The 26,230-nt window shown below is 71.1% G+C and carries 21 protein-coding genes; 9 read left to right on the top strand and 12 right to left on the bottom strand.

Features of this window, described 5'->3' with window-relative positions; translation table 11 throughout:
- Nucleotides 1-92 precede the first annotated feature (92 nt).
- Nucleotides 93-884: an AfsR/SARP family transcriptional regulator gene (locus ABZT17_RS37485; RefSeq protein ID WP_356355938.1), complete on the top strand. Its 792-nt coding sequence runs from the start codon at nt 93-95 to the stop codon at nt 882-884.
- 18 nt (nt 885-902) lie between these two features.
- On the opposite strand, the gene ABZT17_RS37480 is transcribed toward ABZT17_RS37485, so the two are convergent.
- Complete coding sequence (locus ABZT17_RS37480; protein ID WP_356355936.1) at nt 903-2,414, bottom strand: tryptophan 7-halogenase; 1,512 nt, start codon at nt 2,412-2,414, stop codon at nt 903-905.
- Between the two features lie 308 nt (nt 2,415-2,722).
- On the opposite strand from ABZT17_RS37480, the gene ABZT17_RS37475 reads away from it, so the two are divergent.
- On the top strand, nt 2,723-5,014 hold the full coding sequence (locus ABZT17_RS37475) for a DPP IV N-terminal domain-containing protein (protein ID WP_356355934.1): 2,292 nt from the start codon (nt 2,723-2,725) through the stop codon (nt 5,012-5,014).
- A gap of 205 nt (nt 5,015-5,219) precedes the next feature.
- Here ABZT17_RS37475 and ABZT17_RS37470 read toward each other — a convergent pair whose 3' ends face one another.
- Entirely contained in the window at nt 5,220-8,183 is a 2,964-nt protein-coding gene (locus ABZT17_RS37470; protein ID WP_356355932.1) for a BTAD domain-containing putative transcriptional regulator, read from the bottom strand.
- Between the two features lie 219 nt (nt 8,184-8,402).
- The gene (locus ABZT17_RS37465) at nt 8,403-8,627 is read right to left on the bottom strand and encodes a hypothetical protein (protein ID WP_356355930.1); all 225 of its coding nucleotides are present in this window, start codon (nt 8,625-8,627) and stop codon (nt 8,403-8,405) included.
- 254 nt (nt 8,628-8,881) lie between these two features.
- Here ABZT17_RS37465 and ABZT17_RS37460 point away from each other — a divergent pair, with 254 nt between their 5' ends.
- From ABZT17_RS37460 to ABZT17_RS37450, 3 genes are all read left to right on the top strand, one after another.
- Nucleotides 8,882-9,706, top strand: coding sequence for a 4'-phosphopantetheinyl transferase superfamily protein (locus ABZT17_RS37460; protein ID WP_356355928.1), 825 nt, complete (start codon nt 8,882-8,884; stop codon nt 9,704-9,706).
- 79 nt (nt 9,707-9,785) lie between these two features.
- On the top strand, nt 9,786-10,109 hold the full coding sequence (locus ABZT17_RS37455; protein ID WP_356355925.1) for a 2Fe-2S iron-sulfur cluster-binding protein: 324 nt from the start codon (nt 9,786-9,788) through the stop codon (nt 10,107-10,109).
- Nucleotides 10,109-11,377: an FAD/NAD(P)-binding oxidoreductase gene (locus ABZT17_RS37450; protein ID WP_356355923.1), complete on the top strand. Its 1,269-nt coding sequence runs from the start codon at nt 10,109-10,111 to the stop codon at nt 11,375-11,377. Before ABZT17_RS37455 ends, ABZT17_RS37450 begins: the two co-directional genes overlap by 1 nt.
- Nucleotides 11,378-11,569: 192 nt before the next feature.
- Here the strand turns inward: ABZT17_RS37450 and ABZT17_RS37445 are convergent, their stop codons facing one another.
- On the bottom strand, nt 11,570-12,316 hold the full coding sequence (locus tag ABZT17_RS37445) for an LmbU family transcriptional regulator (RefSeq protein WP_356355921.1): 747 nt from the start codon (nt 12,314-12,316) through the stop codon (nt 11,570-11,572).
- A gap of 65 nt (nt 12,317-12,381) precedes the next feature.
- On the bottom strand, nt 12,382-12,921 hold the full coding sequence (locus ABZT17_RS37440; RefSeq protein WP_356355919.1) for a winged helix-turn-helix domain-containing protein: 540 nt from the start codon (nt 12,919-12,921) through the stop codon (nt 12,382-12,384).
- Nucleotides 12,922-13,183: 262 nt separating this feature from the next.
- Here ABZT17_RS37440 and ABZT17_RS37435 point away from each other — a divergent pair, with 262 nt between their 5' ends.
- Together ABZT17_RS37435 and ABZT17_RS37430 are read left to right on the top strand one after the other, a co-directional pair.
- The gene (locus tag ABZT17_RS37435) at nt 13,184-13,846 is read left to right on the top strand and encodes a ScbR family autoregulator-binding transcription factor (protein ID WP_356355917.1); all 663 of its coding nucleotides are present in this window, start codon (nt 13,184-13,186) and stop codon (nt 13,844-13,846) included.
- A gap of 77 nt (nt 13,847-13,923) precedes the next feature.
- Nucleotides 13,924-14,733, top strand: a complete 810-nt coding sequence (locus ABZT17_RS37430; RefSeq protein WP_356355915.1) for a glucose 1-dehydrogenase — start codon at nt 13,924-13,926, stop codon at nt 14,731-14,733.
- 9 nt (nt 14,734-14,742) lie between these two features.
- On the opposite strand, the gene ABZT17_RS37425 is transcribed toward ABZT17_RS37430, so the two are convergent.
- Together ABZT17_RS37425 and ABZT17_RS37420 are read right to left on the bottom strand one after the other, a co-directional pair.
- Complete coding sequence (locus ABZT17_RS37425) at nt 14,743-15,399, bottom strand: ScbR family autoregulator-binding transcription factor (RefSeq protein ID WP_356355914.1); 657 nt, start codon at nt 15,397-15,399, stop codon at nt 14,743-14,745.
- Between the two features lie 222 nt (nt 15,400-15,621).
- Nucleotides 15,622-16,308 (bottom strand): HAD family hydrolase, encoded by a 687-nt coding sequence (locus tag ABZT17_RS37420; RefSeq protein WP_356355912.1) that lies wholly within the window; start codon nt 16,306-16,308, stop codon nt 15,622-15,624.
- A gap of 181 nt (nt 16,309-16,489) precedes the next feature.
- Between ABZT17_RS37420 and ABZT17_RS37415 the strand changes: the two genes are divergently transcribed.
- Both ABZT17_RS37415 and ABZT17_RS37410 read left to right on the top strand, forming a co-directional pair.
- Nucleotides 16,490-17,482, top strand: coding sequence for a ScbA/BarX family gamma-butyrolactone biosynthesis protein (locus ABZT17_RS37415; RefSeq protein ID WP_356355910.1), 993 nt, complete (start codon nt 16,490-16,492; stop codon nt 17,480-17,482).
- An 869-nt stretch (nt 17,483-18,351) separates the two neighbouring features.
- Nucleotides 18,352-20,535: a BTAD domain-containing putative transcriptional regulator gene (locus tag ABZT17_RS37410; RefSeq protein ID WP_356355908.1), complete on the top strand. Its 2,184-nt coding sequence runs from the start codon at nt 18,352-18,354 to the stop codon at nt 20,533-20,535.
- Between the two features lie 29 nt (nt 20,536-20,564).
- Here the strand turns inward: ABZT17_RS37410 and ABZT17_RS37405 are convergent, their stop codons facing one another.
- The 5 genes from ABZT17_RS37405 to ABZT17_RS37385 form a co-directional block, all read right to left on the bottom strand.
- The gene (locus ABZT17_RS37405; protein WP_356355906.1) at nt 20,565-21,197 is read right to left on the bottom strand and encodes a LysE family translocator; all 633 of its coding nucleotides are present in this window, start codon (nt 21,195-21,197) and stop codon (nt 20,565-20,567) included.
- Complete coding sequence (locus ABZT17_RS37400) at nt 21,194-22,447, bottom strand: ATP-grasp domain-containing protein (protein ID WP_356355904.1); 1,254 nt, start codon at nt 22,445-22,447, stop codon at nt 21,194-21,196. Before ABZT17_RS37400 ends, ABZT17_RS37405 begins: the two co-directional genes overlap by 4 nt.
- The gene (locus ABZT17_RS37395) at nt 22,434-23,390 is read right to left on the bottom strand and encodes an alpha/beta hydrolase (RefSeq protein ID WP_356355902.1); all 957 of its coding nucleotides are present in this window, start codon (nt 23,388-23,390) and stop codon (nt 22,434-22,436) included. Before ABZT17_RS37395 ends, ABZT17_RS37400 begins: the two co-directional genes overlap by 14 nt.
- Before the next feature lie 126 nt (nt 23,391-23,516).
- Nucleotides 23,517-24,851: an MFS transporter gene (locus tag ABZT17_RS37390; protein WP_356355900.1), complete on the bottom strand. Its 1,335-nt coding sequence runs from the start codon at nt 24,849-24,851 to the stop codon at nt 23,517-23,519.
- Nucleotides 24,848-26,098: an ATP-grasp domain-containing protein gene (locus tag ABZT17_RS37385; RefSeq protein ID WP_356355898.1), complete on the bottom strand. Its 1,251-nt coding sequence runs from the start codon at nt 26,096-26,098 to the stop codon at nt 24,848-24,850. The genes ABZT17_RS37390 and ABZT17_RS37385 overlap by 4 nt, the downstream gene beginning before the upstream one ends.
- Nucleotides 26,099-26,230: the final 132 nt, after the last annotated feature.

The following is a 26,230-nucleotide window of genomic DNA, read 5'->3' as shown; positions in this document are numbered from 1 at the left end:
CAAGTTCAAGTGCCGCACGGAACAGTTGGGTTCCGGCCACGGCAGATGCTGTCCTGGCGACAGGACAGCCCTATAAGAGAACAGGGGTTTCGATGGAATACGGCATTCTGGGTCCCGTACGGGTGCGGGACGGCGCGACGGAGAGGGTGCTGGACGGGGCGAAGCAGCGCACCGTGCTGGCGGCCCTGCTGCTGGCCGAGGGATCGGTCGTCGCCGACACGGGGCTCAGCTGGTTCCTGTGGGGCGACCGGCCACCCGCCACCCTCACCGCGCAGCTCTACAACCACGTCTCCCGGGTGCGCCGCACGCTCGGCCCCGAGGCATGCATCGCCCGCAGCGCGCACGGCTACCACCTGCGCACCGGGAGCGCCCTCGTCGATCTCCTGGAGTTCCGGGAACTGGCCGGACAGGGCAAGGCCGCGCTCGCCGAAGGGAAGTACCAGGAGGCCTCCGACCTGCTGCGGGGCGCGCTCGCCCAGTGGCGCGGACCCGCGCTGGCGGGCGTCTCGGAGCATCTGGCCGCCGCCGAGGGACCGCCGCTGGAGGAGGCCCGCACCACCGCCCTGGCCTCCCGGATCGAGGCCGACCTCGCGCTGGGCCGGCATCCGCGGCTCCTGCCCGAGCTGACCCGACTGGTCGCCCACCACCCCCTGCATGAACGTTTCCGCGCACAGCTGATGACGGCGCTCTACCGCTGCGACCGGCAGGGCGAGGCCCTGGCCGTCTACGACCGGGGCAGGCACCTGCTCGCCCGTGAGATCGGCGTCGAGCCCGGCCAGTTGCTGCGCGGCATCCACCGCGCCATCCTCACCGCCGACCCGGGCCTCTACGCACCCCTCGCCCCCGCCACGACCCCCGACGGGCGGCAGCGGGATCCGGCGTGAAGGCCCCAGGACCCCGGGTCAGGCACTGATCCGCCTCAGGTAGTCGTACTGGGTGGGCAGCGCCTCGACCAGCCCCTGCGCCGTCCGCCGCACCGTCGCGAACTCCGCGCGCGCGAGCGCCTCGTCGGCGAGGACCACGGCGGCCGGAGGGCGCACCTCGATGGCCCCCGTGCCGAGCAGGACGCTGGCGTACGCGTGCGCCGGCACCCCGTGCTGGTACGGCGGCAGATGCTCGGCGCCGGGCAGCCGCACCCGCCAGTACTCGATGCGCTCGGCCAGCCCGTCCGGCACCGGGCGGGTCTTGACGTCCCGCCAGTACTGCGTGTGGTCACGCGCCGTGCCCTGGTAGAGGAGGGTGAGGAACTCCCTGGCCCCGTCCAGCTCCTGGGCGACCGCGGTGTTGTAGCCCTCCCTCAGCCGCGGGTGCCAGTCGGCGCCCGGGAAGTGCCGCACCAGTTGTTCCAGCGCGTGGTGGGTGAAGGACACCTGCGTCGTCTGGAGCGGCTCCACCCGGCCGGCGGCCGCCGCGACGGCGACGCAGTTGTGCCGCCACGCCGTCAGGCTGCGCCCGGTGGCCAGCGGGGCGTGCACGGCCTCGGCCCCGGCCGCCTCCGGCCCCGCGAACTCGCGCAGCGTGCTCTCGGCCTCCTGCGGCGTGCAGTACTCCTGGGCGTACACGTAACCGGTGACGATCCGGCTGCGCAGCGGAACGGCCCGGATCCAGCCCGCGGCCCGCGCGGTGACGGTCGTGTAGGGCGGAATGCCGTGTGCCTTCATGTCCGCGGGCACGTCGAGCGCGACCACGGCGTCGCCGGGCAGCGAGTTCCGGTACGACAGCCAGGGAACCCGGAGCGCCTGGCGCAGCAGTAGCCCCGCCGAGCCGGTGCAGTCGACGAACAGGTCTCCGTGGACGGGCCCGTGCTGCGCGGTCACGACATGGTCGATCCAGCCGCGCGGATCCAGCCGTACCTCCAGGACCTCGCCCGTGAGGCGGCGCACGCCACGCTCCACCGCGTATCCGGCGAGGTACCCGGCCAGCGCCTCGCCCTTGAAGTGATAGCCGTAGGGACCGGTCGCCGGCGCGGTACCGGGCAGGGCCGAGTGGAAGGCGCGCGGGCTGCGCCCGGCGTCGCACAGCCACGCGGCGACGAAGCAGTCCCGGTCGAAGCGTCCGCTCGGACCGTTGTGCGGCCACCACTCGGTCAGCGGGAACCCGCCGGCCTCCCGGGCCCCCTCGAAGGGGAGGTAGAAGTAGTGGTCGGGCCTGCTGAAGCCCTGGAAGCGGACGGCCAGTTTGTACGTCGCCTCGCAGGCCGCCATCCAGTCCTCCTCCGCGAGACCGAGGACGTCGAAGAACCGCCCCAGATCCCCGAGGCTCGCCTCGTCCTCCTCCGCGGGGTCGGCCGCGCCGGGGTCGAGGAGGGTGACCGAGACCCCGTCGCCGAATGCGGCTTTCAGATACGAGGCGGCCATCCAGCCTGCGACACCGCCACCAACGATCACGACATTGTCCGGGTTCCGCGCACTCACGTCAGCACCTCAATTCGCATGTTCACTTGTGAACCTGTCCGGTCTCTTTCCGTCCCGCCCGGCCACTGTCGCAGCCGGATCTATGCGACCTCTATATCCGGGCCGACTTCCCAGTTTTCTCTGACCAGGTACGGGGGTCGGGAGATGTCGTCCACCGTGTTCTGTCCCGGCGACAGGACAACGCCCGGCACCCATCGGCCGGGCTGGTCAATAAAAGGGTGAAGTGGCGATGATGAGACGCCCCCTCCTCCGCCTCCCCGATTCCTCTGCGGCTCATGGGCGAATTACTCCAACGAAAGGGCTCACCGATGCACGGCACTCAACTCGATGTGCGGGCCTATCAGACGGCAGAGCGGCTGCTGCGGCACCACCGCAGGGAACTCGTCCTCGGCGACCGGGTCAAGCCGCACTGGCTTGAGGACGGCGCGCGCTTCTGGTACTCCCTCTCCACGGGAGCGGGGAAGCGGTTCGTCCTCGTCGATGTGAAGGCGGGCACCCGTCAGGACGCGTTCGACCACGAGCGGCTGGCGGCGGCGCTGGCGGAGGTGTCGGGGCAGAGCGTGGACGCGTCCGCGCTGCCCTTCCCCGTCATCAGGCCCGGCGACGGGCAGGTGGAGTTCGACGCGTTCGGCGAGCACTGGCGGTGCCGGCTGGCCGACTACACGTGCGAGCGGACCGAGGGACAGGCGCCGGGCAACCCGCTGGAGGTGGTCTCCCCCGACGGCCGGCACGCGGTGTACCGCGCCGGGCACGACCTGCGCGTCCGCACCCTGGACGGCACCCGCGACTGGGCGCTCACCTCCGACGGCACCGAGGACCGGGACTACGCCGCCAACCCGGACTACCTCATGTACTCCACTCTGCTCGGCAAGATCGGGCTGCCCCATCTGCCGCCCGCCGTGGCCTGGTCGCCGGACGGGACCCGGCTGCTGACCCACCGCACGAACCAGCGGGGCGTGCGGCGCGCGCACCTGCCGCGCTCGGCCCCCGCCGACGGCGGGGCACCCTCCTTGCTCTCCCCGCGCTACGCCGTCGCCGGCGACGAGCACATACCGACGGCCGAGTTCGTCGTGATCGACATCGGGACCGGCACGGTCACCCGCGCGCAGGGCGAGCCGGTGGCCATGTCGACGATGTCGCCGATCTTCCAGAAGTGGGCCTGGTGGGCCGCGGACGGCTCGGCCGCCCACTACCTCAGCCGCAGCCGTGACGCCCGCACGCTGAGCCTCCACCGGCTCGACGCGGTCTCCGGCGAGGTGAGCGTCGTCCTCACGGAGTCCGGCCGGACCCGGGTGGAGCCCGCACAGCAGCAGCTGCAGCCTCCCGCGATCAGGGTCCTCAGCGGCGGCAAGGAGGTGCTCTGGTACTCCCAGCGCGACGGCCAGGGCCATCTGTACCTGCACGCCGCGCACTCCGGTGAGCTGATCGTCCCGGTGACGTCGGGAACCTGGTCGGTGCAGGAGATCCTGCACCTCGACGAGGAGGAGCGCGTCGTCTACTTCACCGTCGCCGGGCTGGTGAAGGAGGACCCGTACCGGCGCACGGTGTGCGCGGCGAACCTGGACGGTTCGGGATTCGTCCGGCTCACCGACGACGGTCTCGACCACGTCGCCACCCTCGCGCCGAACACCGAGTACTTCGTCGACTCCGCCTCGACGACCGGCACCGCACCGGTGACCACGGTCCGGGACTGGGCGGGCAAGGTCCTGGTCGAACTGGAACAGGCCGACGTCTCCCGTCTGCACGAGACCGGCTGGCGGGCGCCCGAGCGGTTCAAGGTCCGCTCGGCCGACGGCACGACCGACATCCACGGACTGCTGTACCTCCCGCACGGCTTCGACCCCGCACGGCGCTACCCGGTCATCGACACCCCTTACGGCCTGCCCACGGCGCCCCGCGTCAGCCCGTCCTTCGACCCCGGGCACTACGGCTACGACGCGGAGGCGCTCGCCGCCCTCGGATTCGTCGTCATCGCCGTGGACGGCCAGGGCTCCCCCGGCCGCGACAAGGCCTTCCACGACGCCTCCTACGGCAACCTGGGCGACGCCTGCGGCCTCGCCGACCACGTCGCGGCGCTGCGCGAACTGGCCGCCACCCGGCCGTGGATGGACCTGGACCGGGTGGGCGTCACCGGCATGTCCTCGGGCGGCTACGCCGCCGTGCGCGCGCTGCTCAAATACCCGGACGTCTTCAAGGTGGGCGTCGCCGAGTCCGGTATGCACGACTTCCGGTACCTGGAACCGGTCCTCGGCGAGGCCTACCACGGGCCGTTCGACGCGGCGGCCTACGCCCAGCTGTCCAATGCCGAGTACGCGGACCGCCTCCAGGGCAAGCTGCTGCTCGTCCACGGCGGTCTCGACGACCGGGTGCCCCCGACGGTGACGCTGAGGCTCGCCGAGCGCCTGATCGCCCACGGCAAGGACTTCGACCTGCTCCTCGTCCCCGACGCCGACCACATCTATTTCGGCTACGAGCACTACGTCACCCAGCGCCGCTGGGACTTCCTGGTCCGCAACCTCCTCGGGGCCGAGCCGCCCACGGGCTTCCGCCTCCCGCCGGTCCCCGTCGACCTGGAGGCCCTGGCCGACCTCTTCGGCTGACCCGACGCCACACCGCGCGACACCCAGGTGCCCGTGGCCGGACTCACCTCCGGCCACGGGCACCTGCCTATGCGCCTTTCAGCCCGCCGGGGGTTCTTCTTCCCAGCCGGTCCGGCATTTGAGGACGAGGCCGTCCAGGCCGAAGCGGGGGTCCGGGGGCGGCAGCCCCCGGAGGCATTCCACGGCAGCCCCCGGCAGGGACGCCTCAGCCGACCAACGCGCCCAGTGCCTCCTCGGCGCGCTGCTCCCAGCCCGCCGCCCCCACGACGGCGAAACGCTCCCGCGCGGTGTGCAGGATCGCGCGGGCCTCCTGGTTACGGCCCAGCCGTCGGTTCACCTCGCCGAGAACCAGGCCGACCCGGCCGGCCACCAGCCGGCTGCGGCATTCGTCAGCGATCTCCAGCGCATCCGTCAGCGTCGCCTCGGCCAGCTGGATGTCCCCCTGGGCGAGCCGGGTCTCCCCCAGCCCGAGCAGCGCGTGGGCGAGGCCGATCATGTCCGCCTTCTCCTTGACGATCCGCACCGCCCGCAGGAACGACTCCTCGGCCGCCGCCAGCTCCCCCTCCGCGAGCCGGACCAGCCCCAGCCGGTACAGCGCCTGGGCCAGGTTGCGGGTGTCGGGGGCGCCGCTCTCCTCCAGTTGCACGGCGCTGAGAGCGAACGTGAGCGCCGAGTCCACGTTCCCCCGGTCGAGTTCGCTCTCCGCCATGTTGTGCAGGGTGTGCACCTCACCGGTGCGGTTGCCCACCTGGCGGAAGAGGGGCAACGCCTCCGTGAAGCGCGCCACCGCGCTGTCCGAGTCGCCGCGCATGCGGTCGCCCTGACCGAGGGAGCGCAGGGCCATCGCCCGTCCGTGGTCCTCGCCGGCCTCCGTGTAGAAGTGGAGCGCCTCCTCGAGGTACGAGCCGGCGCTCTCCAGCCGGCTGTAGATCAGCTCCAGCGTCCCGAGACCGAACAGCATCGCCCCCTGACCCCGCAGGTCGCCCACGGCACGGGCCGCCTCCAGGGCCACCTCGCAGCAGGCGCGCCAGTCGCCGGTGTAACTCCGGGTGCCGAAGAAGGCCGACGCACACACCGTCAGATCCCAGGCGAGCTCGGCCTCGCCCGCCCTGGCGGCCTGCCGCACCGAGGCCACCAGCGCCAGCCGCTCCGCCTCGTACCACGCCAGGGGGACGGTGAGCAGTTCGTCCATGAGGAAGGAGTCGATCCGCCTTCGCTGGACGGCGCTGTGCACCCCCGTGCCATGGCCGCCGTGCTCCCGCCGGTCGGCCTCCTCCGCGATGGTCAGGAAGGTGCGCAGGAACCGGGTGGTCGCGGCGAGCCGGTCAGGCTCCGTCTCCTCCTGCCGGGCGCGTTCGGCCGCGTAGAGGCGGACGAGCGTGTGGAAGCGGTACCGCAGCTGTCCGGTGGCGTCCACACTGACGACTTCCAGGAACTGGGCGTCGACGAGGTCCTCGACGATCCGCTCCGCGTCGAGGACCTCCTTGTTGAGCACCGCGGCGGCGACCCATGCCGTGAAGTCCGGTACGTCCAGCAGCCCGAGCCTGCGCAGCAGCCGCGCCGCCTCCTCGTTCAGATAGCGGTAGCTGAGCGCGAGGCTGGCCCGGACCCGCGACTCGCCCTGGCTGAGCTCGTCCAGTCTGCGCCGCTCGTCGGTCAGCCGGTTCACCAGATAGCGCACCGTCCAGTGCGGCTTGGACGCGAGCCGCGCGGCGGCGATCCTGAGCGCCAGCGGCAGCCGGTCGCACAGCTCGACCAGACGGGCGGCGTCCGCGCGGGCGGGTGCGATCCTGGCCTTGCCGACGATCGCGGTGAGCAGGTCGATTCCCTCGTCCTCGGAGAGCAGGCCCAGGTGCACCCGGGCCCGGGGCGGCCGGGTGACGAGTTCCTCCATCTGGTCCCGGCTGGTCACCAGGACGCAGCAGTGACCGCTGCCGGGCAGGAGCGGGCGGACCTGCGCGTAGGTGCGGACGTTGTCGAGGACGATGAGGACCCGGCGGTCCGCAAGCAGACTGCGGTACAGCGCGACGCGCTCCTCCAGGTCGTCGGGGACGTGCTCGCCGGGCACCCCGAGGGAGCGCAGGAACCGGCTGAGTATCTCGTGAGCCGGGACGGGTTCCCGGTGCTCGTCGTAGCCGCACAGGTCGGCGAAGATCTGGCCGCCGGGGAAGTGCTCGGCGGCGCTGAAGGCCCAGCGCATGGCGAGACCGCTCTTGCCGATGCCGGCGGCGCCGGTGATCAGACCGATGGTGGTGGTGGCCTGCTCCTGGGCGTCGTCGCTCACCAGGCTCTCCAGAGCGGCGAGTTCCTCCCTGCGTCCGGTGAATGCCGGTACCTCGGGCGGCAGTTCGGACGGGACGGCGGGCGCGACCGGTGCCGGTCGGTGTGTTTCGGCCGACGTCGCGGACGCCAGGGCCGGGTCGTCGCGCAGGATCGCGTCGTGCAGTTCGTTGAGGTCGGGCCCCGGCTCGATGCCGAGTTCGTCGATGAAGTGCTCGCGGGCGTCCCGGTAGGTCTCCATCGCGTCGGCGCGGCGGCCCGAGCGGTACTGGGCGAGCATCAGATGGTGCCGGGTGCGCTCGCGCAGCTGGTGCTCGCGCACCATGGCGGCCAGTTCCGGGATGAGTTCCTGGTGCTGGCCGAGTTCCAGGCGTACGAGGGTGCAGTCGTCGTAGGCGTTGAGTCGGTGTTCCTCCAGGCGGGCCGCCTCGTCCTCGATCAGCTGCCCGTACACCCCGGCGAACGCGGGCCCGCGCCACAGGTGCAGCGCCTGCGTGTAGAGCTGCGCGGCCCGTGGCGGCTCTCCGTCCTTGGCGGCCTGTTCGGCCTCCCGGACGAGGTCGGCGAAGTCGACGGAGTCGAACCGGTGCCCCGCGGTGTGGAGCACGTATCCCGGATGCGCGGTGACGATGACGTCGTCGGTGACGTCCGCGGCCTTGAAGAGCTTGCGCAGTGCCGCGACACAGATCGCGACCTGGGTGCGCGCGGTGGGCGGCGGGTTGCTGTTCCAGACGGCGTCCACCATGGTGTCCACGGGAACGACACGGCCGGGTGTGAGCAACAGCAGAGCGAGGATGGTCCGTTGACGGCCGCCGCCGATCGGGACGGTCGCCTCCCCCGCGGTCACCGCCAGGGGCCCCAAGACCTTGAAGCTGACGTGTGTGCCCACTCCGGCTCCCCCTTGTCGAAGTCCTGGTTTCCCGGACGACAACCAATGTAGGTCACCTGACGAGATGCTCCAATGCGATGCACTGGCGGCATACGCAATCAACTTCCGCACGGGCTGATCGGTTAATTCTCGAACGCTCCGACGAAGCGTGACTCGGGCCGCGGTCCCGTGATATCGGCCCTTAATTCGGCGAGCGCAAGGCGTGGTGGGGGAAACCCTCTACCAGCCGATGGGGTCCTCCTGGGACGCGGCCGACACCACCGTGCCGCCGGCGGGGGCGGAGGTCGACGTGCCCCACCCGATCGGGTCGGCCAGCAGCGAGGCTGCGGCCCCCACCGGCGCGGTGAAGGCCACGCCCACCGCGGGAACGGCCACCGCGAGGGCCGCGAAGGTGGTGAGCGCGACGGCGACGGACTTGACAGCGGCATTCAGCTTCTTCGTCATTGTCTTCGTTTCCTGTCTGTGTGGCGCTCAGGGGTTCTGAGCTGCGCTTCCCGGTGGATGACAGAAAACTTAAAGACCGGTCTTTTCGGGTCGTTATCGGATCAGCTTCGTCTGCCGAGCGCGGCGATAACGACGGGCGGGCGGAGGTTTTCCACCCCCGAAGAGCGGAGGATTTCCGGCTACTGCGGCGGCTCGGCGGAACGAAGACTCGGTAGGGCGGCAGAAGCACTGCCGCCCTACGGAGGTGAAAACCCATGACGCCGTTTCCAGCGGCCACGGCCACACCCGTGTCCGCCGCCCGGACCGCGCCGCGGACGGTCGCCGAGTGCCGTATCTGGTCGCTCCCTCCGCTGCCCCGGCCGTCGTCCTGGTTCCATCTGCTCGACAGCACCGAGCTGCTGCGCACCTCGTCCTTCGCCCATGAGCTCGACCTGGCCCGCTTCGTCACCGGTCGAGTGCTCGCCAGGACGGCACTGGCACGTCTGCTGGGCACCGGTCCCCAGGCGATCCGGCTGCGCACGCGCTGCCCGGGATGCGGCGGCCCGCACGGCAAGCCACAGGCTGTCGGCCTCGCGGAGGGGTGGCAGTTGTCCATCTCCCACTCGGGCCGGCTCGTGGCGGTGGCGGTCGCCCTGGACACACCACTGGGCCTGGACGTCGAGCGCTACGAGCCCTGGCCCGGCCCCGGCCTGCAGCCCGAGTACGAGCTGGTCCTCACGGCCGCCGAACGGGCAGCCGTCGAGCGACTGCCACCGGAGCGCCGGACCCGCGCCTGCCTGACCTACTGGGTGCGCAAGGAGGCCGTGCTGAAGGCCACCGGAGAAGGGCTCGACGTCCCCATGACGGACTTCACCCTCTCGGGACCCGAACAGCCGCCCGCCCTGCTCGGGTGGCACGGTCCGGCGCCCGATCGCCCGGTTCCCGCGATCGCCGACGTGGAGCTGGAGGAGGGCTACCGCGCCGCCGTGGCCGCCCTCGACGTCCGTTCGGTACGGCCGACCGTGCGCAGCGGCACGGAACTGCTCCCGGGAACCGGCGCTGAGCTGCTCGTTAACTCCCGGCGTTTTCCAGGAAGTTAAAGGGGTCGGCAACGATCGGCCACCGGGGCCCGCCCCTGACTCACACCTTGAAGCCCCAACGCCCCTCAAGGAGAACCCGATGCCCAAGATCACCTATGTGGCCGCCGACCGGAGCGAGCAGACACTCGACCTCCCCGTGGGCACCACCGTCATGCGCGGCGCGCTGTCCAACGACATCGACGGCATCGTCGGCCAGTGCGGCGGCTACACGCAGTGCGCCAGCTGCCATGTGTACGTCGACGAGGACACCGCCCTCATCCTGGATCCGGTGAGCGCCGAAGAGGACGAGATGCTGGAGTTCACGGCGTGCCCCCGGGAGCCCGGCAGCCGCCTCAGCTGCCAGATCAAGGTCGGCGAGCACCTCGACGGCCTGCGGGTCCTCCTCCCGGAACGGCAGGGCTGATGGGTACCCACGGGTTGTCCGCCCGCATCGTCGTCGTCGGCGCGGGACAGGCCGGCCACCAGACCACGGCGTTCCTGCGCGAGCGCGGTCACCAAGGGCCGCTCACCCTGGTCGGCGACGAGGGGCTCCTGCCGTACGAACGCCCGCCGCTGTCCAAGGCCTACCTGAAGGGAACGGCGGACGAGGGCCAACTGTGGCTGCGGCCCGAGACGTTCTACACACGCAACGCCATCGAACGGATCACCGGCAGCGCGGTCGGCCTCGACCGGGCCGCGCGAACCATCCGTCTCTCCGACGGAAGCGTCCACCGCTACGACCACCTGGTCCTGGCGACCGGCGCCCGGGCCAGAGCCCTGCCGGTTCCCGGCGCCGGACTGCGCGGCGTGCACACCCTGCGCTCCCTGGCGGACGCCCGGGCGCTCAAGGCGCAGCTCGCCGGGGCCGCGGACGTGGTCGTCGCGGGCGCGGGCTTCGTGGGTCTTGAATTCGCCGCCGCCGCAAGGGAGTTGGGGCATCGAGTGACGGTGGTCGAGGCACTGGACCGCCCCCTCGCCCGGGTCGCCTCGGCCGCGAGTGCCGAGTACTTCGCCCGCCTGCACGAACGGCACGGCAACCGGCTCCTCTTCGGGCAGGGGATCAGCGGCTTGTGCGCGGAGGGCACCGGAGGGGTGGCCGCAGTGGAACTGAGCGACGGCCGCCGGCTGCCCGCCGACCTGGTGCTGGCCGGTGTCGGAGCCGTGCCGTGCACGGAACTGGCCGAGGCGGCCGGACTCGACGTCGCCGGCGGGATCGTCGTGGACTCCCGGCTGCTCACGAGCGACCCGCATGTCTCGGCGATCGGCGACTGCGCGGTGTTCCCGCACCCGCGCGCCGCCACCCCGCGGCGCATCGAGTCGGTGCAGAACGCCGTCGACCAGGCCCGCCTGGTCGCCGACCGGCTCACCGGCACCCCGAGGACCTACGACGACCTGCCCTGGTTCTGGAGCACCCAGTTCTCGGCGACCCTGCAGATCGCGGGGCTCGGCCACGGCCACGACGCCGAACTGGTCCTGGGCGAGCCGGATTCCGGCGCCTTCTCCGTGCTGCTGTTCCGCGACGACCGGCTGATCGCCGTCGAGTCCGTCGGCCGGCCCGCGGACCACATGGCGGCGCGCCGGCTGCTGGCGGGCGGCATCCCGCTCGTCCGATGGGAGGCGGCCGCGGCGGACTTCACGCTCAAGGGTCACCTCAAGGCCCGTACGGGCCGCCTCGTACCGACACCTGCGTGAGGGGCCGACCCGCCCCGCCCCGGCGAGGGCCGCTGCCCACCGGCCTGGCTCTCGCACCCCACGCCCCGGCAGGGCGGGCCCCGATCGGGCCACCCGGCCGGCGTCGCGGACCAAGCGGTACCCGATCGGTACCGGTGCTTCCGCGACCACCGTCGCGCACGCGCCAGGCCGGCGCGTGCGCGACGTCCCGTGTCAGCGAAGGCCGGACGGAACACCCGACGCCGCAGGCGGCAACTCGTCGGCCGGTGCGGCCCCTTCGACGGCGGCCGACGGTTCGTCGGCGTCCTCGATGACCTGCTCGGCGGCCGAGTCGAGGGTGGTGAGCACCCACTCGGCCACCTCGACACCGCTCTGCTCGGCGGCCTTGTTCCAGCGCTGGTAGCGCTCCCGCGCCACGGCCAACGGGCGGAAGGGAACGGTGTCGGACGCCGTCGTGGGCTCGGCGCCCCTGGCTTCCCGCAGCGCGTTGCGCAGTTGCTTGGTCGTCCAGGACAGCTCCTCGGCCCTCAGGAGCCACCGGTCCTGCTCCTCGGTGGGCAGGGAGGCCACCTCGGCATGGTGCTGGAAGGTAAGCCGCGCGCGCCGCCTGGTCATGTCGAACCGACGGGCCACCCAGGCGTAGTTGCGCAGTGTCTGGTAGCGGAGCCCGGCGCTGCGGATGCCCTGAAGATAGCGGTCGGAGTAGTGGTCCTTGCCGTAGGTCAGCCAGTCGCCCAGCCACCACGAGGACGAGTCGACCACGCCCGCCAACTGGCGTCCGGCCCGCTCCCATTCGTCGAACGAGAGCACGTCCGGTATCTGCAGTCCCACCCTGGTCGTCAGTACCTGGTCGTTGCGCGGCTTGCGCGTCCCGCGCGGCGGCGGCGCATTCCTCGTCGTCCACGGAGTGGGCTGCGGCAGGGCCGTCGTGTGCCCCTCAACGCCATGGTTCGAGCTCACGTACGTTCCCCCGTCTGTGTCGGCTGTCTGTGTCGGTCGTCCCGGTTCTCTGTACGGGCCTGGGGTCAGGACGCCATCTCGGCCTGGGCATCGAGGACATAGCCCCGGCCCCACACCGTGCGGACGGTGAGGCCCAGCGATTCGATCCGCTGCCGGACGCGCATGATGTGCAGGTCGAGAGCGTTGCGCGTCATCGGCTCCGCACCGTCGCCGGCCTCGAACCTGAGCACCTCACGCGGCACGACCTGGCCGAAACGGGACACGAGCAGCGACAGCAGCTCGGCCTGGGTGGGCGAGAGCGTCACCGACCGGGAGGCGAACCACAGCACGCCGTTCTCGTCGAGCTGGGGCGAGCGAAAGCGCCGGTAGCGGTACGCCAGTGCGTCGGCACGCGCCTTGAGGTCGTGGGAAGGGACCGGCGTACGGACCCAGTCCTCGTAGATGTCGTCGCAGACCGGCGCCTGCAGGCCCGCCTCGACCACCAGAATCCGCGGTACGCCACGGGACCTGCACTGTTCGCGCAGGTCCTGCTGGGCCGGCCAGCGCAACAGCTGCACTTCCCTGTCCAGCGACTTGTGATGAGTCTGTCCTTCTTGCGTGATCATCCGAACCCCGTCTCTTCGGCAGGCCACTCCACCACAGGACTCCGCAAACATACCAGTTCCCAGGTTTTTTTCAGCCCCGGGAAGTTCAATTTCACACCAAGCTTGGGGAGCCACCACTGGTCAATTCCCCATAAAACACCCACCTCCGGAACGAGTCGGCCCGGGTGCGCACGGAGGGTTACCTTCAATACGGGGAGGCTTAGAAAACCAGTCTCCTGGTTTGTTACTCTTCCATACTGCAGCCGCCCCCGGGGAGAAGCCGATGATGAAGCAAGAACGTGCTGCCCGCACCCGCCAGTTGCTCATCCGCTCGGCGGCCGAGACGTTCGAGCGACAGGGGTTCACCCGGGCGACGCTGGCGGACATCAGCTCCAGCGCCGGGGTCAGCACCGGAGCCCTGCACTTCCACTTCGCGAACAAGGACGCCCTGGCCTCGACCGTGGAAGCGACGGCGGCCACGACCCTGCGTCGCGCGGCACACGGCGTCCGACAGCCGGGAGCGAACGCCCTGCAGCGGCTGACCGGCGCGTCCCACGCCCTGGCCGACCGGCTCCGCCACGACGTCGTGGCCCGCGCCGGCTTCCGGCTCAGCTGCGGCGACGGCCCTCATCGCCCGGGCCTCGACCTGCGGGGAGAGTGGTTCGAGTGCATCCGCCACCTGCTCACCGAGGCCGACCACGAGCACCTCCTCGCCGAGGGCGTCTCCCGGCAGGACGTGGCCGCCGCCATCGCTGCGGCCACCACCGGCTTCGAGGTCCTGGGCCGTACGGATCCGAACTGGCTCTCCCCCGCCTCGCTCAGCAGCTTCTGGCACCTGATCCTCCCCCGCCTGGCCACGGCGGAAGCGCTCGCCGCCCTGGACCTGCCGACCGGCGACCCCCTGGCGCGACCACGTGCTGTGGAGATTTGGGAAAGAAAAAACTGACCACCCTGTTTTCTTCGCCACTGCGCGCCGGTTAGGTTGCCCGGGTCGGCAGGTCGTGAAAACGGGGGGAACGTTCAATGACACCTGTGCAGGCTTCGACGAGACGTGCCCGGAATACATCCGCGCCGGCCCGGTCCCTTGCGGGAAAGGTCGTCCTCATCACGGGCGCCAGCAGCGGGATCGGCTCGGCGGCGGCACGGCTGTTCGCCCGGAGGGGAGCCCGCGTGGTGCTGGTCGCCCGCAGGGAGAAGAAGCTGGTGGACCTCGTGGACGAGATCCGGGCCGCAGGGGGGCAGGCCTCCCACGCGGTGGGTGACGTGCAGAACTCCGCGGAGATCGCCCGCGCCGTCGCGCACGCGACGACCACGTACGGCCGTCTGGACGCCGCCTTCAACAACGCCGGAACGGTGGTGGCCCCGCTCCCCCTCCACCTGCTGGAGGACGAGGCGTACGACGAGATCATGAACACCAATGTGCGCGGCGTGTGGAACTGCATGCGCCATGAGATCAGCGCCCTGATCGCGTCCGGTGGCGGCTCCATCGTCAACACCAGCAGCACGGCCGGCCTGGTCGCCACGTCGGCCGGGGCCGCGTACATCGCCTCCAAGCACGCCGTCATCGGCCTGACCAAGGCTGCCGCCGTCGAATACGTGAAGGACGGCATCCGCATCAACGCCATCGCCCCCGGCCTGACCCGGTCGGAAATGACCGACAACTGGTTCGCCGGCCATGCCGGAGCCAGGGAACGCAGCCTCACCTCGGCGCCTCAGGCTCGCGTCGCCGACCCCGAGGAGGTGGCCGAGGCCGCCGCCTGGCTGTGCAGCGACGCGGCCTCGTTCGTCACCGGCGCGACCCTGCCCGTGGACGGCGGAGCCACCGCCTGGTGAACCGCCCGGTCAGCTCGCCCGCAGCTCGTCGAGTTCCTCGCCACTGATCTGCGCGTACACGCGCGCCCCCCGGTCCGGCGCCGTGTCCAGGTTCGCCAGGACCGCGGGGGCCGCGATCGAGGGCAGCATGTGCCGGAAGAGGACGGAGATCCGGTATTCGATGTCCGCCAGGTCCTTCTCGAGATGCGAGTAGGTCTGGGCGCCGTGGAAGGACGTCAGAATGAACTCCGCGGTCTGCCGCGGCTCCACATGCGCGAGGACCTCATTGCGTTGCTGCGCCTCGACCAGATAGCCGCTGAGCAGCTCTATCCAGGCCGGCCAGGCGCTGCCGTAGTGGCTGCGCCCGTCCCGGTCCTCCGAGAGCTTGGCGCCGGCGCGCAGAACGGGATCGTGCGACAGCCGGTGGGCCACCACCATGGCGGTGTCCACCAGTTCCTGGAGCTTGAAGCTCTGGGCGGGGACGTCCAGCGACGTCTGCACCCCCAGAACTCCCTTGGCCAGGGCCTGCTTCGAGTCGAAGTGGAAGTACAAGGCGCCCTTGGTGACGCCGGCGACCTTGAGGATGTCGGCAACCGTCGTCGCGGCGTACCCGCGCTCGGCGAACACCTCGGCCGCCGCCTGCAGAATCACTCCGCGGGTCCGGACCGCACGCTCCTGCTGCGCCACGGGACCTCCCTCAGCTCGAGGACTTGCCTGGGGCGGCCGCGCAAAGAAACCGCCCAGCACGTACCTTATACCCAGCACGTACGAGCCGTAAGGGACCGAATGGTCCAATATGGGGTCCCGGCATCGAATCCCCACCCGTCGAGCACCGCGCACCTCGGCACAAAGGAACACGGACTGCTCGGTTCCGGCGCTCGGCCGGGTGCTGCTCGGGAGGGTGTGGAATCAGCCTCGACCCACCGCCATGACCGCGGCGGCGGACTCGGTGTCGATGGTCCGTATCAACTCCTCGTCGATCGCCCCGAGCGACCCGACCACATGGCGCACGCCGCCCCGCCGCATCAGTTGCTCCTGGAAACTGTGCTCGTAGTCGGTCGGGCACCCGATGAACGCGGCACCGAGCGCCTCGGCCGCCTCCGCCACGCTCGCCGCGTCGTCGATGAAGAGCGCCTGGTCGCAGCGGAGCCCGAAGACATCCTCCGCGATCTCCCGGATCCCCGGGCGGACCGCATCGGTGCACACGTACACGGGATCGTCGAACAGCCCGGAGTACGCCGCGAGATGCGCATCGAAGTGCGAGCGATCGAGCCCGCCGTAGCAGACCATGCGCACCCCGAGGTCACGCAGGACGGCGAGCAGCGCGTTCGCGCCGGGCTGCACACGGAGCGGATGATCCCGGAGGTACTCGTCCCGCTCGCGGAAGTAGGCCTGCGCCAGTTCCTCCGCGGTCCCCTCCAGTCCGGTGGCCGCGGCCGCCTCCAGCCGGGGGCGGGAGAGCACCGCCCGCTCCATCTCCGCCGTGTACTGCCCACCGCGGCTCACGATGAACCTGTGGATGACGGGGCTGAACGTGTCGTTGAGCAGCACACCGTCGATGTTCACCGCGACCAGTCGCAGATGGCAGAGGGTCATGTCAGCTCCGTTTGTTATAAACCAGGTGCGCGGTTTAATCAGGTTTTTTTCACCCCGCCGCGACCGTCAGGGCCCCAACTCGCCCATCATTCATGCCAGTTGGCGCCACCGCCAGCCTTGAAAAAAAACCGGTTAGCACGTATCTTTGCCGCATCCATTCGCCTCCTTGGGGGAGAGGTCCATGAGTGTGCCCACGGTCCACGAGCCAGAGCACCGCCACATCGACCGATCGGAGAGCCGCCTTCCCGGCGCAAGCCTCGACGAGCTGCCGCGACTCACCACGACGGTGCCCCGGGAGTACGTCCACCGGGCCTCCGTCGCGGAAGTCTTCCTGACCAGCTGCACGCGGATCGACGAGTCACGCTTCACCCTCACCGGGCAGTGGCCCCGGGCGCACACGTACTTCTACAGCCGCGACGGCCGACAGCACGACGCCCTGCAGATAGCCGAAACCATTCGCCAGGCGGGTCTGTGCGTGGCCCACTCGGAGCTCGGGGTCCTGCTCGGCCAGCACTTCGTGATGTGGGACCTCAACTGGACGGCCGCACCGGAACAGCTCGGCATCGGGGCCACGCCGACCGACTTCGTCGTGGACGCCGTGATCGCCACCGAAGGCCGCAAGAACGCCGTGACGGTCAAGAGACGCCTGGAGGTGACGATCCGGCGCGACGGACGCACCGCCGCGACGGGCACCTCTCGCTTCACCTGCCTCACGCCGGAGACGTACCGGCGACTGCGGGGGGACGCGCTGACGCCCTCCCCCGGTCCGGGGCCGGAGGAGCACCCGGTCCGCATGGACCCGGCCGAGGTCGGCCGGACCCTCCCGAGCGAAGTGGTGCTCGCGCCCACCGACCGGCCCCACTGCTGGTTGCTCGCCTCCGACACCCGGCACCCGGTGATGTTCGACCATGCCGGCGATCACATCCCGGGCATGGTGCTTCTGGAGGCAGTGCGTCAGGCGTCCTGCGCCCTGCTCGGTCCGGCTGCCGCCCTGATCCCCGTGCAGGCGTCCACGGAGTTCCACCGCTATGTCGATTTCGGCAGCCCCTGCTGGATCGAAGCCGCTCCCCTGCCCGACCAGCGTGACGGACTGGCCGGCTTCCGCGTGACGGGCCGACAGCACGGGAAGACGGCGTTCACCTCTTCGGTCTCCGGCCCCGTGGTCCTGAACTAGGTCCGGCCGTCACGTGAAGTGACCCCGTAGGCGCCGACACGTCCGTTACGAGTTGGGCAGCCTCAACGGCGTTGTCCGGTGCCGAGGCAAGGAAGAGGCCCAGCCTTTCGCCCAGGAGCTCCGCGCACGCGGGCTGATCTGCGCGGCAAGGGTCCCTTGGTGGTGGCCCAGCCTCCGAACAGCTCCCCCGAGGAGAGCGATCCGAAAGTCTGAGGGCGGGGGCGGGGGCGGGCCTTTCACCGCCTCGACGCCCCTGCCTTCGCCATCGCCATCGGTGATGTCGGACCCGTCTCCACTCCTCGGCAGAGGCACCCTCGGGCACCGGCCCAACCATCGGCTCCGCTCCGTCGCGCACGCGCCCGACCTGAACCGCCGTCAGGCGTCGGCATCCCCACAGCAGCCCCGCCATTCCCGCCGGAGGCGAATCGCCGGCCCGCGGTGGCCCGGCGCGTTCGAACCTTGCGATGGCGGCGTCCTGAACATCATCGAGCGCTGAGACCCCAACCCCCGGGGACGTACGCGGTCGGGCCGAGGTCGCCGAGGAAGAAGTCCTCCGCCTTCGTCGCGTTCAGAGAATGTTTAGCAGCGTGGGATTAGCTGGTGGGACATCCTCAAGAGTCCATGCCTCCGAGCCCCGTCAACTTCTTTTTCGGCCAATGACATCGACCGAACACTTTTCGCCACCTGGAATATTCCTCACGTGCTTCGAGTTGTTTGGCATGTAAATTAAAGAAAAGAATCAGCAGACCTTTGATCAGTCACGATCGATTGACGCCAGGGGATAGGGGACACTAGGGGCCACAAGCCTCCAAGTCACCCCGGAGGACACTTAGATCGGAAGCCGAGCCATCACTCGGCGCGGGGGGACCATGCTGCACGTCCGCGGTACCGAATCGGCCACGACCGCTCGTCTCCAGCTGAGCCGAACACTTCCCTTCCGTACTCTGGTCCGCACGTTCCGGGAGCGTGCGGGCCTGACCCAAAGCGAGTTCGCCGAGCTGGCCGGTGTCAGCGTGCGGGCGCTGCGCAACATCGAGAGCGGTCGGGTGGATCATCCCCAGACCAGGACCCTGAAGGCTCTGGCGGGCGTATTGGGGCTCGATGTCGACGACATCAGGCGCTCCATGGCGAAGAGCCGAAAATCCGCCGACGGGATCGGGCCACGCCTGCATATCGGCATTCTCGGCCCCCTGACCATCGGCCGCGGCGACACAGAGATCGATGTACGCGCTTTCAAGCTCCGGCGATTATTGTCCCTGCTGGTGCTCTGCCATCCCGAATCGGCCGGACTGGATGAGATAGGCCGCGCGCTGTGGCCGAAGGAACCGCCTCGCTCCTACCCGAATCTGATCCACACGTATGTGAGTCAGGCACGCGGACTGCTCCGCTCCGCCGGCTCCGGGCCGGTCGACCCGGCCAACTCCTACCTCGTCCGCACCCCGGTCGGTTACGCGCTCTCCCTCGACCGCGACGAGGTCGATCTGACCCGCTTCCAGGACCTGGCGGAAAGGGCCCGGCAGGCCCACGCCGGCGGGGACGCGGCCGCCGCCTACGAACTCGCGACCCTCGCCCTCCACTGCTGGCGCGGCCCGATCCTCGCCGACGAGCCCCAGCTGGCCCTGCATCCGGCGGCCACGGCGGCCGGCCGGCAGCGGATCGAGAACCTGCTGCTGTACGCGGATCTCGCCCTGCGGTTCCAGGAGCCGGAGCAGGTGGTGCCCGCGCTGCGGGCGGTCACCGAGGACGAGCCGATGAACGAGCGACTGCAGGCGCGGCTCATGCTGGCGCTGGCCAGCTGCGGGGAGCAGTCCGCGGCACTGAGGGTGTTCACCGAGGTCAGCGAACGGCTCGACGCCGAGCTCGGCCTCCAGCCCGGCCAGGAGCTGCGCCAGGCGCAGCTGCGGGTCCTGCAGCAGGAGCTGGTCTGGGCCAGGCGTGAACCGCTGCGGCCGCAGACGGTGCCCGACTCCTGGGACGGCGGGACGCCCGCCCCTCCTCCGCCGCCCCCGCGGCCGTCCCAGCTTCCAGGCCGCACCCGGCACTTCGTGGGGCGCGCCGCCCACATCAGGGAGCTGGACCAGCTGCTGCTGGCCCCCGGCGAGCGGGACGGCCAGGTCCCGGCCGCGCTGATCACCGGACCGCCCGGCGTCGGCAAGACGGCGATCGCCCTGCGCTGGGCGCACCGGGTGCTCGACCGGTTCCCCGACGGGCAGCTCTACATCGACCTGCACGGCCATGCCCGCCGGCGCCCTCTCGACGCCCGGGAGGCCCTGGCCGCGTTCCTGCGCGCGCTCGGTGTTCCGCGCCACCGCATCCCCGACACCCTGGACGAGGCGACGGCCCTCTACCGCACCCAGCTGTCCGGCCTGCGGGTCCTGGTGGTCGTCGACAACGCGCGCGACGAGGACCAGATACGGCCCCTGATCCCCGGTGACGCGGGGTGCGCGGTGCTCATCACCAGCCGCGACGCGCTGCCCGACCTCACGGCCAGGGAGGGGATCCAGCGGATCGTCGTGGACGGGCTCGACGACGAGGAGACCCTGGCCCTGCTCGGCCGGCTGCTGGGGCCGGAACGGATCGGGCGGGAACCGCTCGCCGCCATGGCGCTGGGCCGGTACTGCGGCGGTCTGCCCCTGGCGCTGCGCGTCCTGACGGCGCGCCTGGGGCAGCACCCCCGTCTCAGCATCGCCCAGTACTACGCCGAGTTGGAGGACTCCGGCCCCTTCCGGGCACCCTCCGACCCGGGAGAGCGACCGCTGTCCTCGGTCCAGACGGCCTTCGAGCTGTCGTACACGAATCTTCCGGAGCCGGCGCGCCGGGTGTTCCGGCTGCTCGGCCGGACCAGGGGTGCGGACGTCACCGCGCACATCGTGGCCGAGGAGGCGGGGATGACGCCGGCCGAGGCCCGGGAGAACCTGGGCCGCCTGGCCAACGCGGGTCTGCTGCGGGAGCACGCGCACGGTCGGTTCACCGTGCCCGTCCTGCTGCTGCGGTACGCCAAGGCGCTGCTCCACCAGGAAGAGGCCGCGGCGGAGCGGCCGCGGAAGCACTGAGCAGTTTCGCGCCCCGGTGCCCGGGGCGTTCATCCGCCGAGTGCCAGACGCACCGCGAACACGGTGAAGACCGCGGCGGTGAGGCCGTCGGTGAGGCGCAGGGCGGACGCGGAGTGCAGATATCCGGCCAGGCGGTGCACCAGTCTGATCCACACGAGCAGCCAGACCAGGCCCAGGGCCAGGTAACAGCAGGCCAGGACGGTGACGCCGAGGACCGGGGACACGCCCGCGGGCACGAACTGCGGCAGGAACGCCATCAGGAAGATGCCCACCTTGGGGTTGGAGCCGGTGCACAGCAGGCCCTGGGCGAAGGCGCGCCGCCGGTCCCGCGGCGGGGCCTCCGCCGGGACCCGGGGTCCGGGCGCCACGCCGGCCGCCGGACGCAAAGCCGAGCGCAGGGCACGGCAGGCCCAGAACACCAGGACGGCGGCACCGGCCCAGCGGAAGGCGGTGAACAGGTCCGGGCGTGCGGCGAGCAACGCGGCCAGGCCCAGGGCGCCCAAGGTCGCCTGGACGGCCCCCGCCGCGATCATCCCGAAGGCGGCGGGGGTCGCCGTACGCGGCGAGCCGGTCAGCACCAGGCGGGTGGTCAGGGCCAGGTCGGGTCCCGGCGCCATGATCACCACCAGGGAGCTCGTCAGGAACGCGAGCGCGTCGATCACGGCTCGTCGATGACCAGCCGCTGTTCCAGGGCGCGGACGGTCCGGTAGTCCGACCTGATCTGTTCCTCGTCCGGGTGGGCGAGGATCACGAAGCCGAAGTTGAGGCTGTCGACGAGGTCCCTGGTGACCGGCACATGGTCGCCGTCGGACAGGTTCTGCACCGAGAAGTGGTGGCTGGGCAGCGCCCGGATCTCGTCCAGGACCGCGGTGCCGCGCACGGTGCCGGAGCGGGGAGCGATGTGGAAGACACACATCTGGTGGGTCAACAGGTCGTAGCTGTACGGCAGTTCGGCACCGGTCAGCCAACGCACCGTCCGGTCGATCTGGCTGTCGCCGGTGGCGTTGCGGTTGAACCGCGGCTGGCCGCCGCCGTGCGGACGGGCACCCAGCTCGATCAGGACCGGCCCCCGCGCGGTGCCCATCACCTCGACATGGGCCGAGCCGAAGCGGACGCCCACCGCGTCCAGGACGCCGAAGACGTACTCGGCCAGTTCCGGGACGGCGGGATCGTCCGGGGGCAGCCAGCGCATGGTGTCGTAGACCGCCATGTGGGGGCCGTTGTCGACCTTGCCGTAGGCGCACACGTCCACCAGGGAGTGCTTGCCGTCGTGGCTGAAGGTGTCCACCACGTATTCGGTGCCGGTGACGAACTTCTGCACGACGAGCCGGTCGTCGACCTCCCCGAACTGGTTGACCCGGCCGATCTGCCGCTCGAACACGGCCCGCCAGCCCGTGCCGCCCGGCACCTTGATCACGCCGTCCGTGCTGGCGCTCTTCGGCGGCTTGATGACGAGGTCGGCCCCGGCCAGGCCCTCGCGCTCCAGCCAGTCGGCCGCCTCGTCGGCGTCGGAGGTGCACAGCTGCGGGATGACCGGCAGCCCGGCCGCGCGTACGGCGTCGGCCATCCGGCTCTTGTCCCGGCGGGCCTCGGCCAGTTCGGGCACATTGCTCACCGCGGGCACCACCCGGGGCGCGAGCCGCTCGGCCAGTTCCACGCCGGACTCGCAGCCGGCGATGACACAGCGGGGGTCCAGCGCCCGCACCCGCCGGACCAGCTCCTCCAGGTCGCCCTCGTGGACCAGGGCGTCGGGGAAGTCCCCCGGCCGGTAGGAGGAGGCGTAGGCGTCGGGCGGACGCGGGCTGCTCAGGACCGCCGCGACCGGGACCCCCTGGTCGCGCAGCGCCTCGGCGAACAGGGCCCCCGAGGAGTAGGGGTCGACGACGACACAGGGCCCCTCACCGCCCGCCATCGGCGTCCTCCTTCCGGGCCAGGGCGGAGACGGCGGCGCAGTAGCGGGCGAAGAACTCCGCCGCGGGCTCGCTCACCCGCCGGGCACGCACCGGGGCGTGCACCATCCCCTCCTCGCGGACGTACGTCACCGGGGTGCCGTTCTCCTCCAGGAGGGCGGTGTACTTCTCCGCGTCCACACACAGGGAGTCCATCGCGCAGCCGACGACATGGGCCGGCGGCAGATCGTGGAACGAGCCTTCCAGCAGCGGTGAGACATACGGATCGGCGGCCTGCTCGGGCCGCGGGCAGTAGCAGGCCGTGTAGAACTCCATCTCACCGCCGGAGAGCAGCGGGGCGTCCTCGCCGCCGTGCCGCCAGCGGGTGAAGTCCAGGACCGGGCTGATCACCGCCTGGCCGCGCGGCCGGGGGCCGCCGCGGTCGCGCGTCATCATCGACAGCACCACCGCCATGTTGGCCCCGGAGCTCTCGCCACAGATCACCGCGCCGGTCGGGTCGAGGTCGCCGAGCCCGAGCGCGGGCAGGTCGGCGAGGGTGCCGCACAGACCCGCGTAGCAGTCCTCCAGCGGACCGGGGAACGGGTTCTCGGGCGCCATGTCGAAGTCCAGGGCTATCGCCACCAGACCGGTGCGGGCGGCCAGTTCGGCGACCAGGCTGTGATGGCTGTGCAGCGAGCCGATGACGAAGCCGCCGCCGCGGATGTAGAACAGCACGGCGTGGTCGGCGCGTTCGGCCGGCTCGTAGATACGGATCCGGGCGGTGCGGCCCTCGTGGACCACGGTCGCGTCCCGGTGCGAGACACCTTCGGGCACCGGAATGGGGAGCGCCTCGGTCAGCGAGTCGTACAGAACGCGCTGCTGTTCGACGGGGTAGGTGTAGAAGTCGGGCGGCAGGGCGCCGTTGACCGTCTCCACGAACTTCTCGATGCCTTCTGCGTACGCCATGCGCGGCTCGCTCACTTCCGGGATCAGGGGTGCCGGAACCTTCGGCACGGGCTGAGGGAGGGGCAGAGGGGGGCTGGGGGGCTGGGGGCTGGGGGCTGGGGGCTGGGGGCTGGGGGGGACGAGGGGTCAGGGGGTGTCGGCGGCGACGGCTTCGCCCCGCCCGGCCGGTTCGGCGGCCGAGTCCGTGCCGGGGTCGTGGTCCGTGCCGGAATCCTGGTCCGTGGCGGGGTCGTGGTCCGTGGGGGGCCGTTCGCCCATGCCGACGAGGGTGGCGGCGACAGCGCCCACGGTCAGCAGTCCGGACAGCCACCACACGGCTGACGACGACGCCTGCCAGACGGCGACGCCGAGCACGGGACCGATCGCGTAGCCGATCTGCATGGGGAAGGCGGCGGCCGCGATGTAGCGGCCCCGCAGGTGCTCGGGGGCGACCCGGCCCGGCCAGGCCGAGGCGGTGGGTGTGCCGATCATCTCACCGGACGTCCACACGACCGTCGCCACCACGTACATGGCGATGCCGGGCCCGGCGACGTAGAGGTTCATCCCGACGCCCACCAGGCCGATGCCGAGTGCCACGGCGACCTTGCCGGGAAGGTGCTGCACGTACTTGGTGAACAGCAGCTCCAGCGAGATGACCATGATCGCGTTGAGCGACAGCAGGCTGGAGTAGAAGGCCACGCCGTGTCCGTCGGCCTTGATCTGGAGCGGCAGGGCGGAGGTGTGCTGGATGTAGACGACGGCGTTCAGGAACAGCGCCAGCAGGAACAGCGTGTACCGGCGGTCCCGCAGCACGGCGGCGTACGACCGGCTCTGCCCGTCCGTGTCCCGCGTGGCCGGCTTCGCCGCGTTCCCCGAGCGGGCCAGGATCAGGGCGAAGGCGGCGAAACCGAGCTGTGCGCACGCCTCGATGTAGAAGATCAGGTCGTACGAGTGGCTGATCAGCAGGGCGCCGAGCAGCGGGCCGACGGTGGTGCCGAGGTTGAAGGCCATGCGGTACACGGCGAACACCATCACGTGGTGGTCCTCGGGGGTGCGCTCCACCAGCAGAGCCGAGGACGCCGGCCGGTACATCTGCGCCAGCAGACCGATGACCGCGGCCACCGCGACCACCAGGGGCAGGCTGCCCAGATGAGGCAGGCTCAGGGTGCCGAGACCGGCCAGTGCCATGGAGGCGACGATCGTCCACGCGTAGCCGATGCGGTCGGACGCCGTACCGCCCACCAGCACGCCGACCACCGAGCCCACGCCGTAGGCGCCGAGTGCGAGGCCCGCCTCGGTCGCCGAGAAGCCCTTGGCGGTCAGATAGAGGACCAGATAGATCTGGAGGAAGTTGCCGAGCCGGTTGACCAGCATGCCGACGAGCACGAGCCAGATGGGGCCCGGAATGCCCCGCATGGCCTGGGCGATCGACGGGCGGCCCGGCTTGCCGGGTTCGGAGGACGTCTGTCCGGTCCGGCTCATCGGGGCGGCTCCGCGGCCGGGCGGCCCGCGAGTTCGACGATCTCCGGGGTCCTGAGCAGTGCGTCCCTGGCCTCGGCCATCGTGTCCGCGAGCGAGATGACCCGGGCGTAGCGCGAGATGTACCCGCGCGGCGGGAGCCGTAGCACGGCTCCGGGGTCGGCCATCGGCTCGGCGCTGTGGATCTGGGGCGAGAACCGGTCCTCGTGCACGGTCACCGACTCGATCTCGGTGTCCCGCTCGGGGTAAAAAAAGGTGATCGCCGCGGCCCGCCGCCGGCTCGGTGCCGTCTCGGGGCGCCGTCCCGCCGCGACGTCTGCGGCCGCCAGCGCCACGTCGACGCCGGTGGCCAGCTCGCCCAGGTAGGGGATCATGTCGCCGCCGAGGCGGGCGTTGACCTCCATCAGGTACGGGCCGTTCGGGGTGAGCCGGAACTCGGTGTGACTGACGCCGGTGTGGAAGCCCAGCGCGGTATGGCTGGCCCGCAGCGCCTCGGCCAACCGCGGGTCGGTCAGCAGCGGGTCGGCCCCGTCGACCTCGTGGCCGATCTCCTCGAAGAAGGGCGCGAGTCCGACCTTCTTGCGGGCCACCGCCAGGGCCGTGCCCTCGCCCTCGAAGAAGACGGCGTCGACGCTGATCTCCGGGCCGTCGACATACTCCTCGACCAGCACGGAGACCTCGAAGACAGGGACGCCCGGGTAGGAGACACCGGTCGCCGCCCGGTAGGCGGCCTCCACCTCGCCGGGCGAGTCGACCCGGCGCACGCCCATGCCGCCGGCGAGTCCGCGGGGCTTGAGGACGACCGGGAAGCCCAGCTTCTCGGCGGCGTCCCGGGCCTCGTCCAGGGACCGCACACCGATGGAGGCCGGCTGGGCCACCCCGGCCCGCTCCAACGCGATGCGCGTGGCGTTCTTGTCCCGGCAGGCGGCCACGGTCTCGGGGCTGTTGCCCGGCAGTCCGAGCGCCCGCGCCACATGGGCGGCCGGGGTGACCAGGCCCTCGTCGTAGCAGAACACGCCGGCCACCTCGTGCTCGGCGGCCACCTGGCGGGCGGCCTCGACGAGGAGGTCCGGGAGGGTGTTGTCGACCTGGGTGGCGCCGGTGACATAGGGCTCCTCCCAGGTCACCGGGGCCGGCTGGAGCAGCCACAGCGCGTAGCGCCGGCTCACCGACCGAAGGATGAACTCCCGACTGCGCCGGGCGCTGCTGCCGATCAGCAGCAGTAACGGCTTGCCAGCGTCCGTGCCCATGTTCCGCTCTCCTCGCATGTGATCACTCGTGATCCGGTGGACGCGCGCCGGGCCCCCCTCGCCACGACCGCCTCCCGGCTGCACGCCCCCGGGGCAGTTGTCACGACGACGATCCGGCCCCTGGCCGGGCGC

It is taken from the genome of Streptomyces sp. NPDC005648 (assembly GCF_040605395.1).
Taxonomy (GTDB): domain Bacteria; phylum Actinomycetota; class Actinomycetes; order Streptomycetales; family Streptomycetaceae; genus Streptomyces.
The sequence above is the reverse complement of the archived record's forward strand: the minus strand, read 5'-3'. Positions and strand labels throughout refer to the sequence as shown.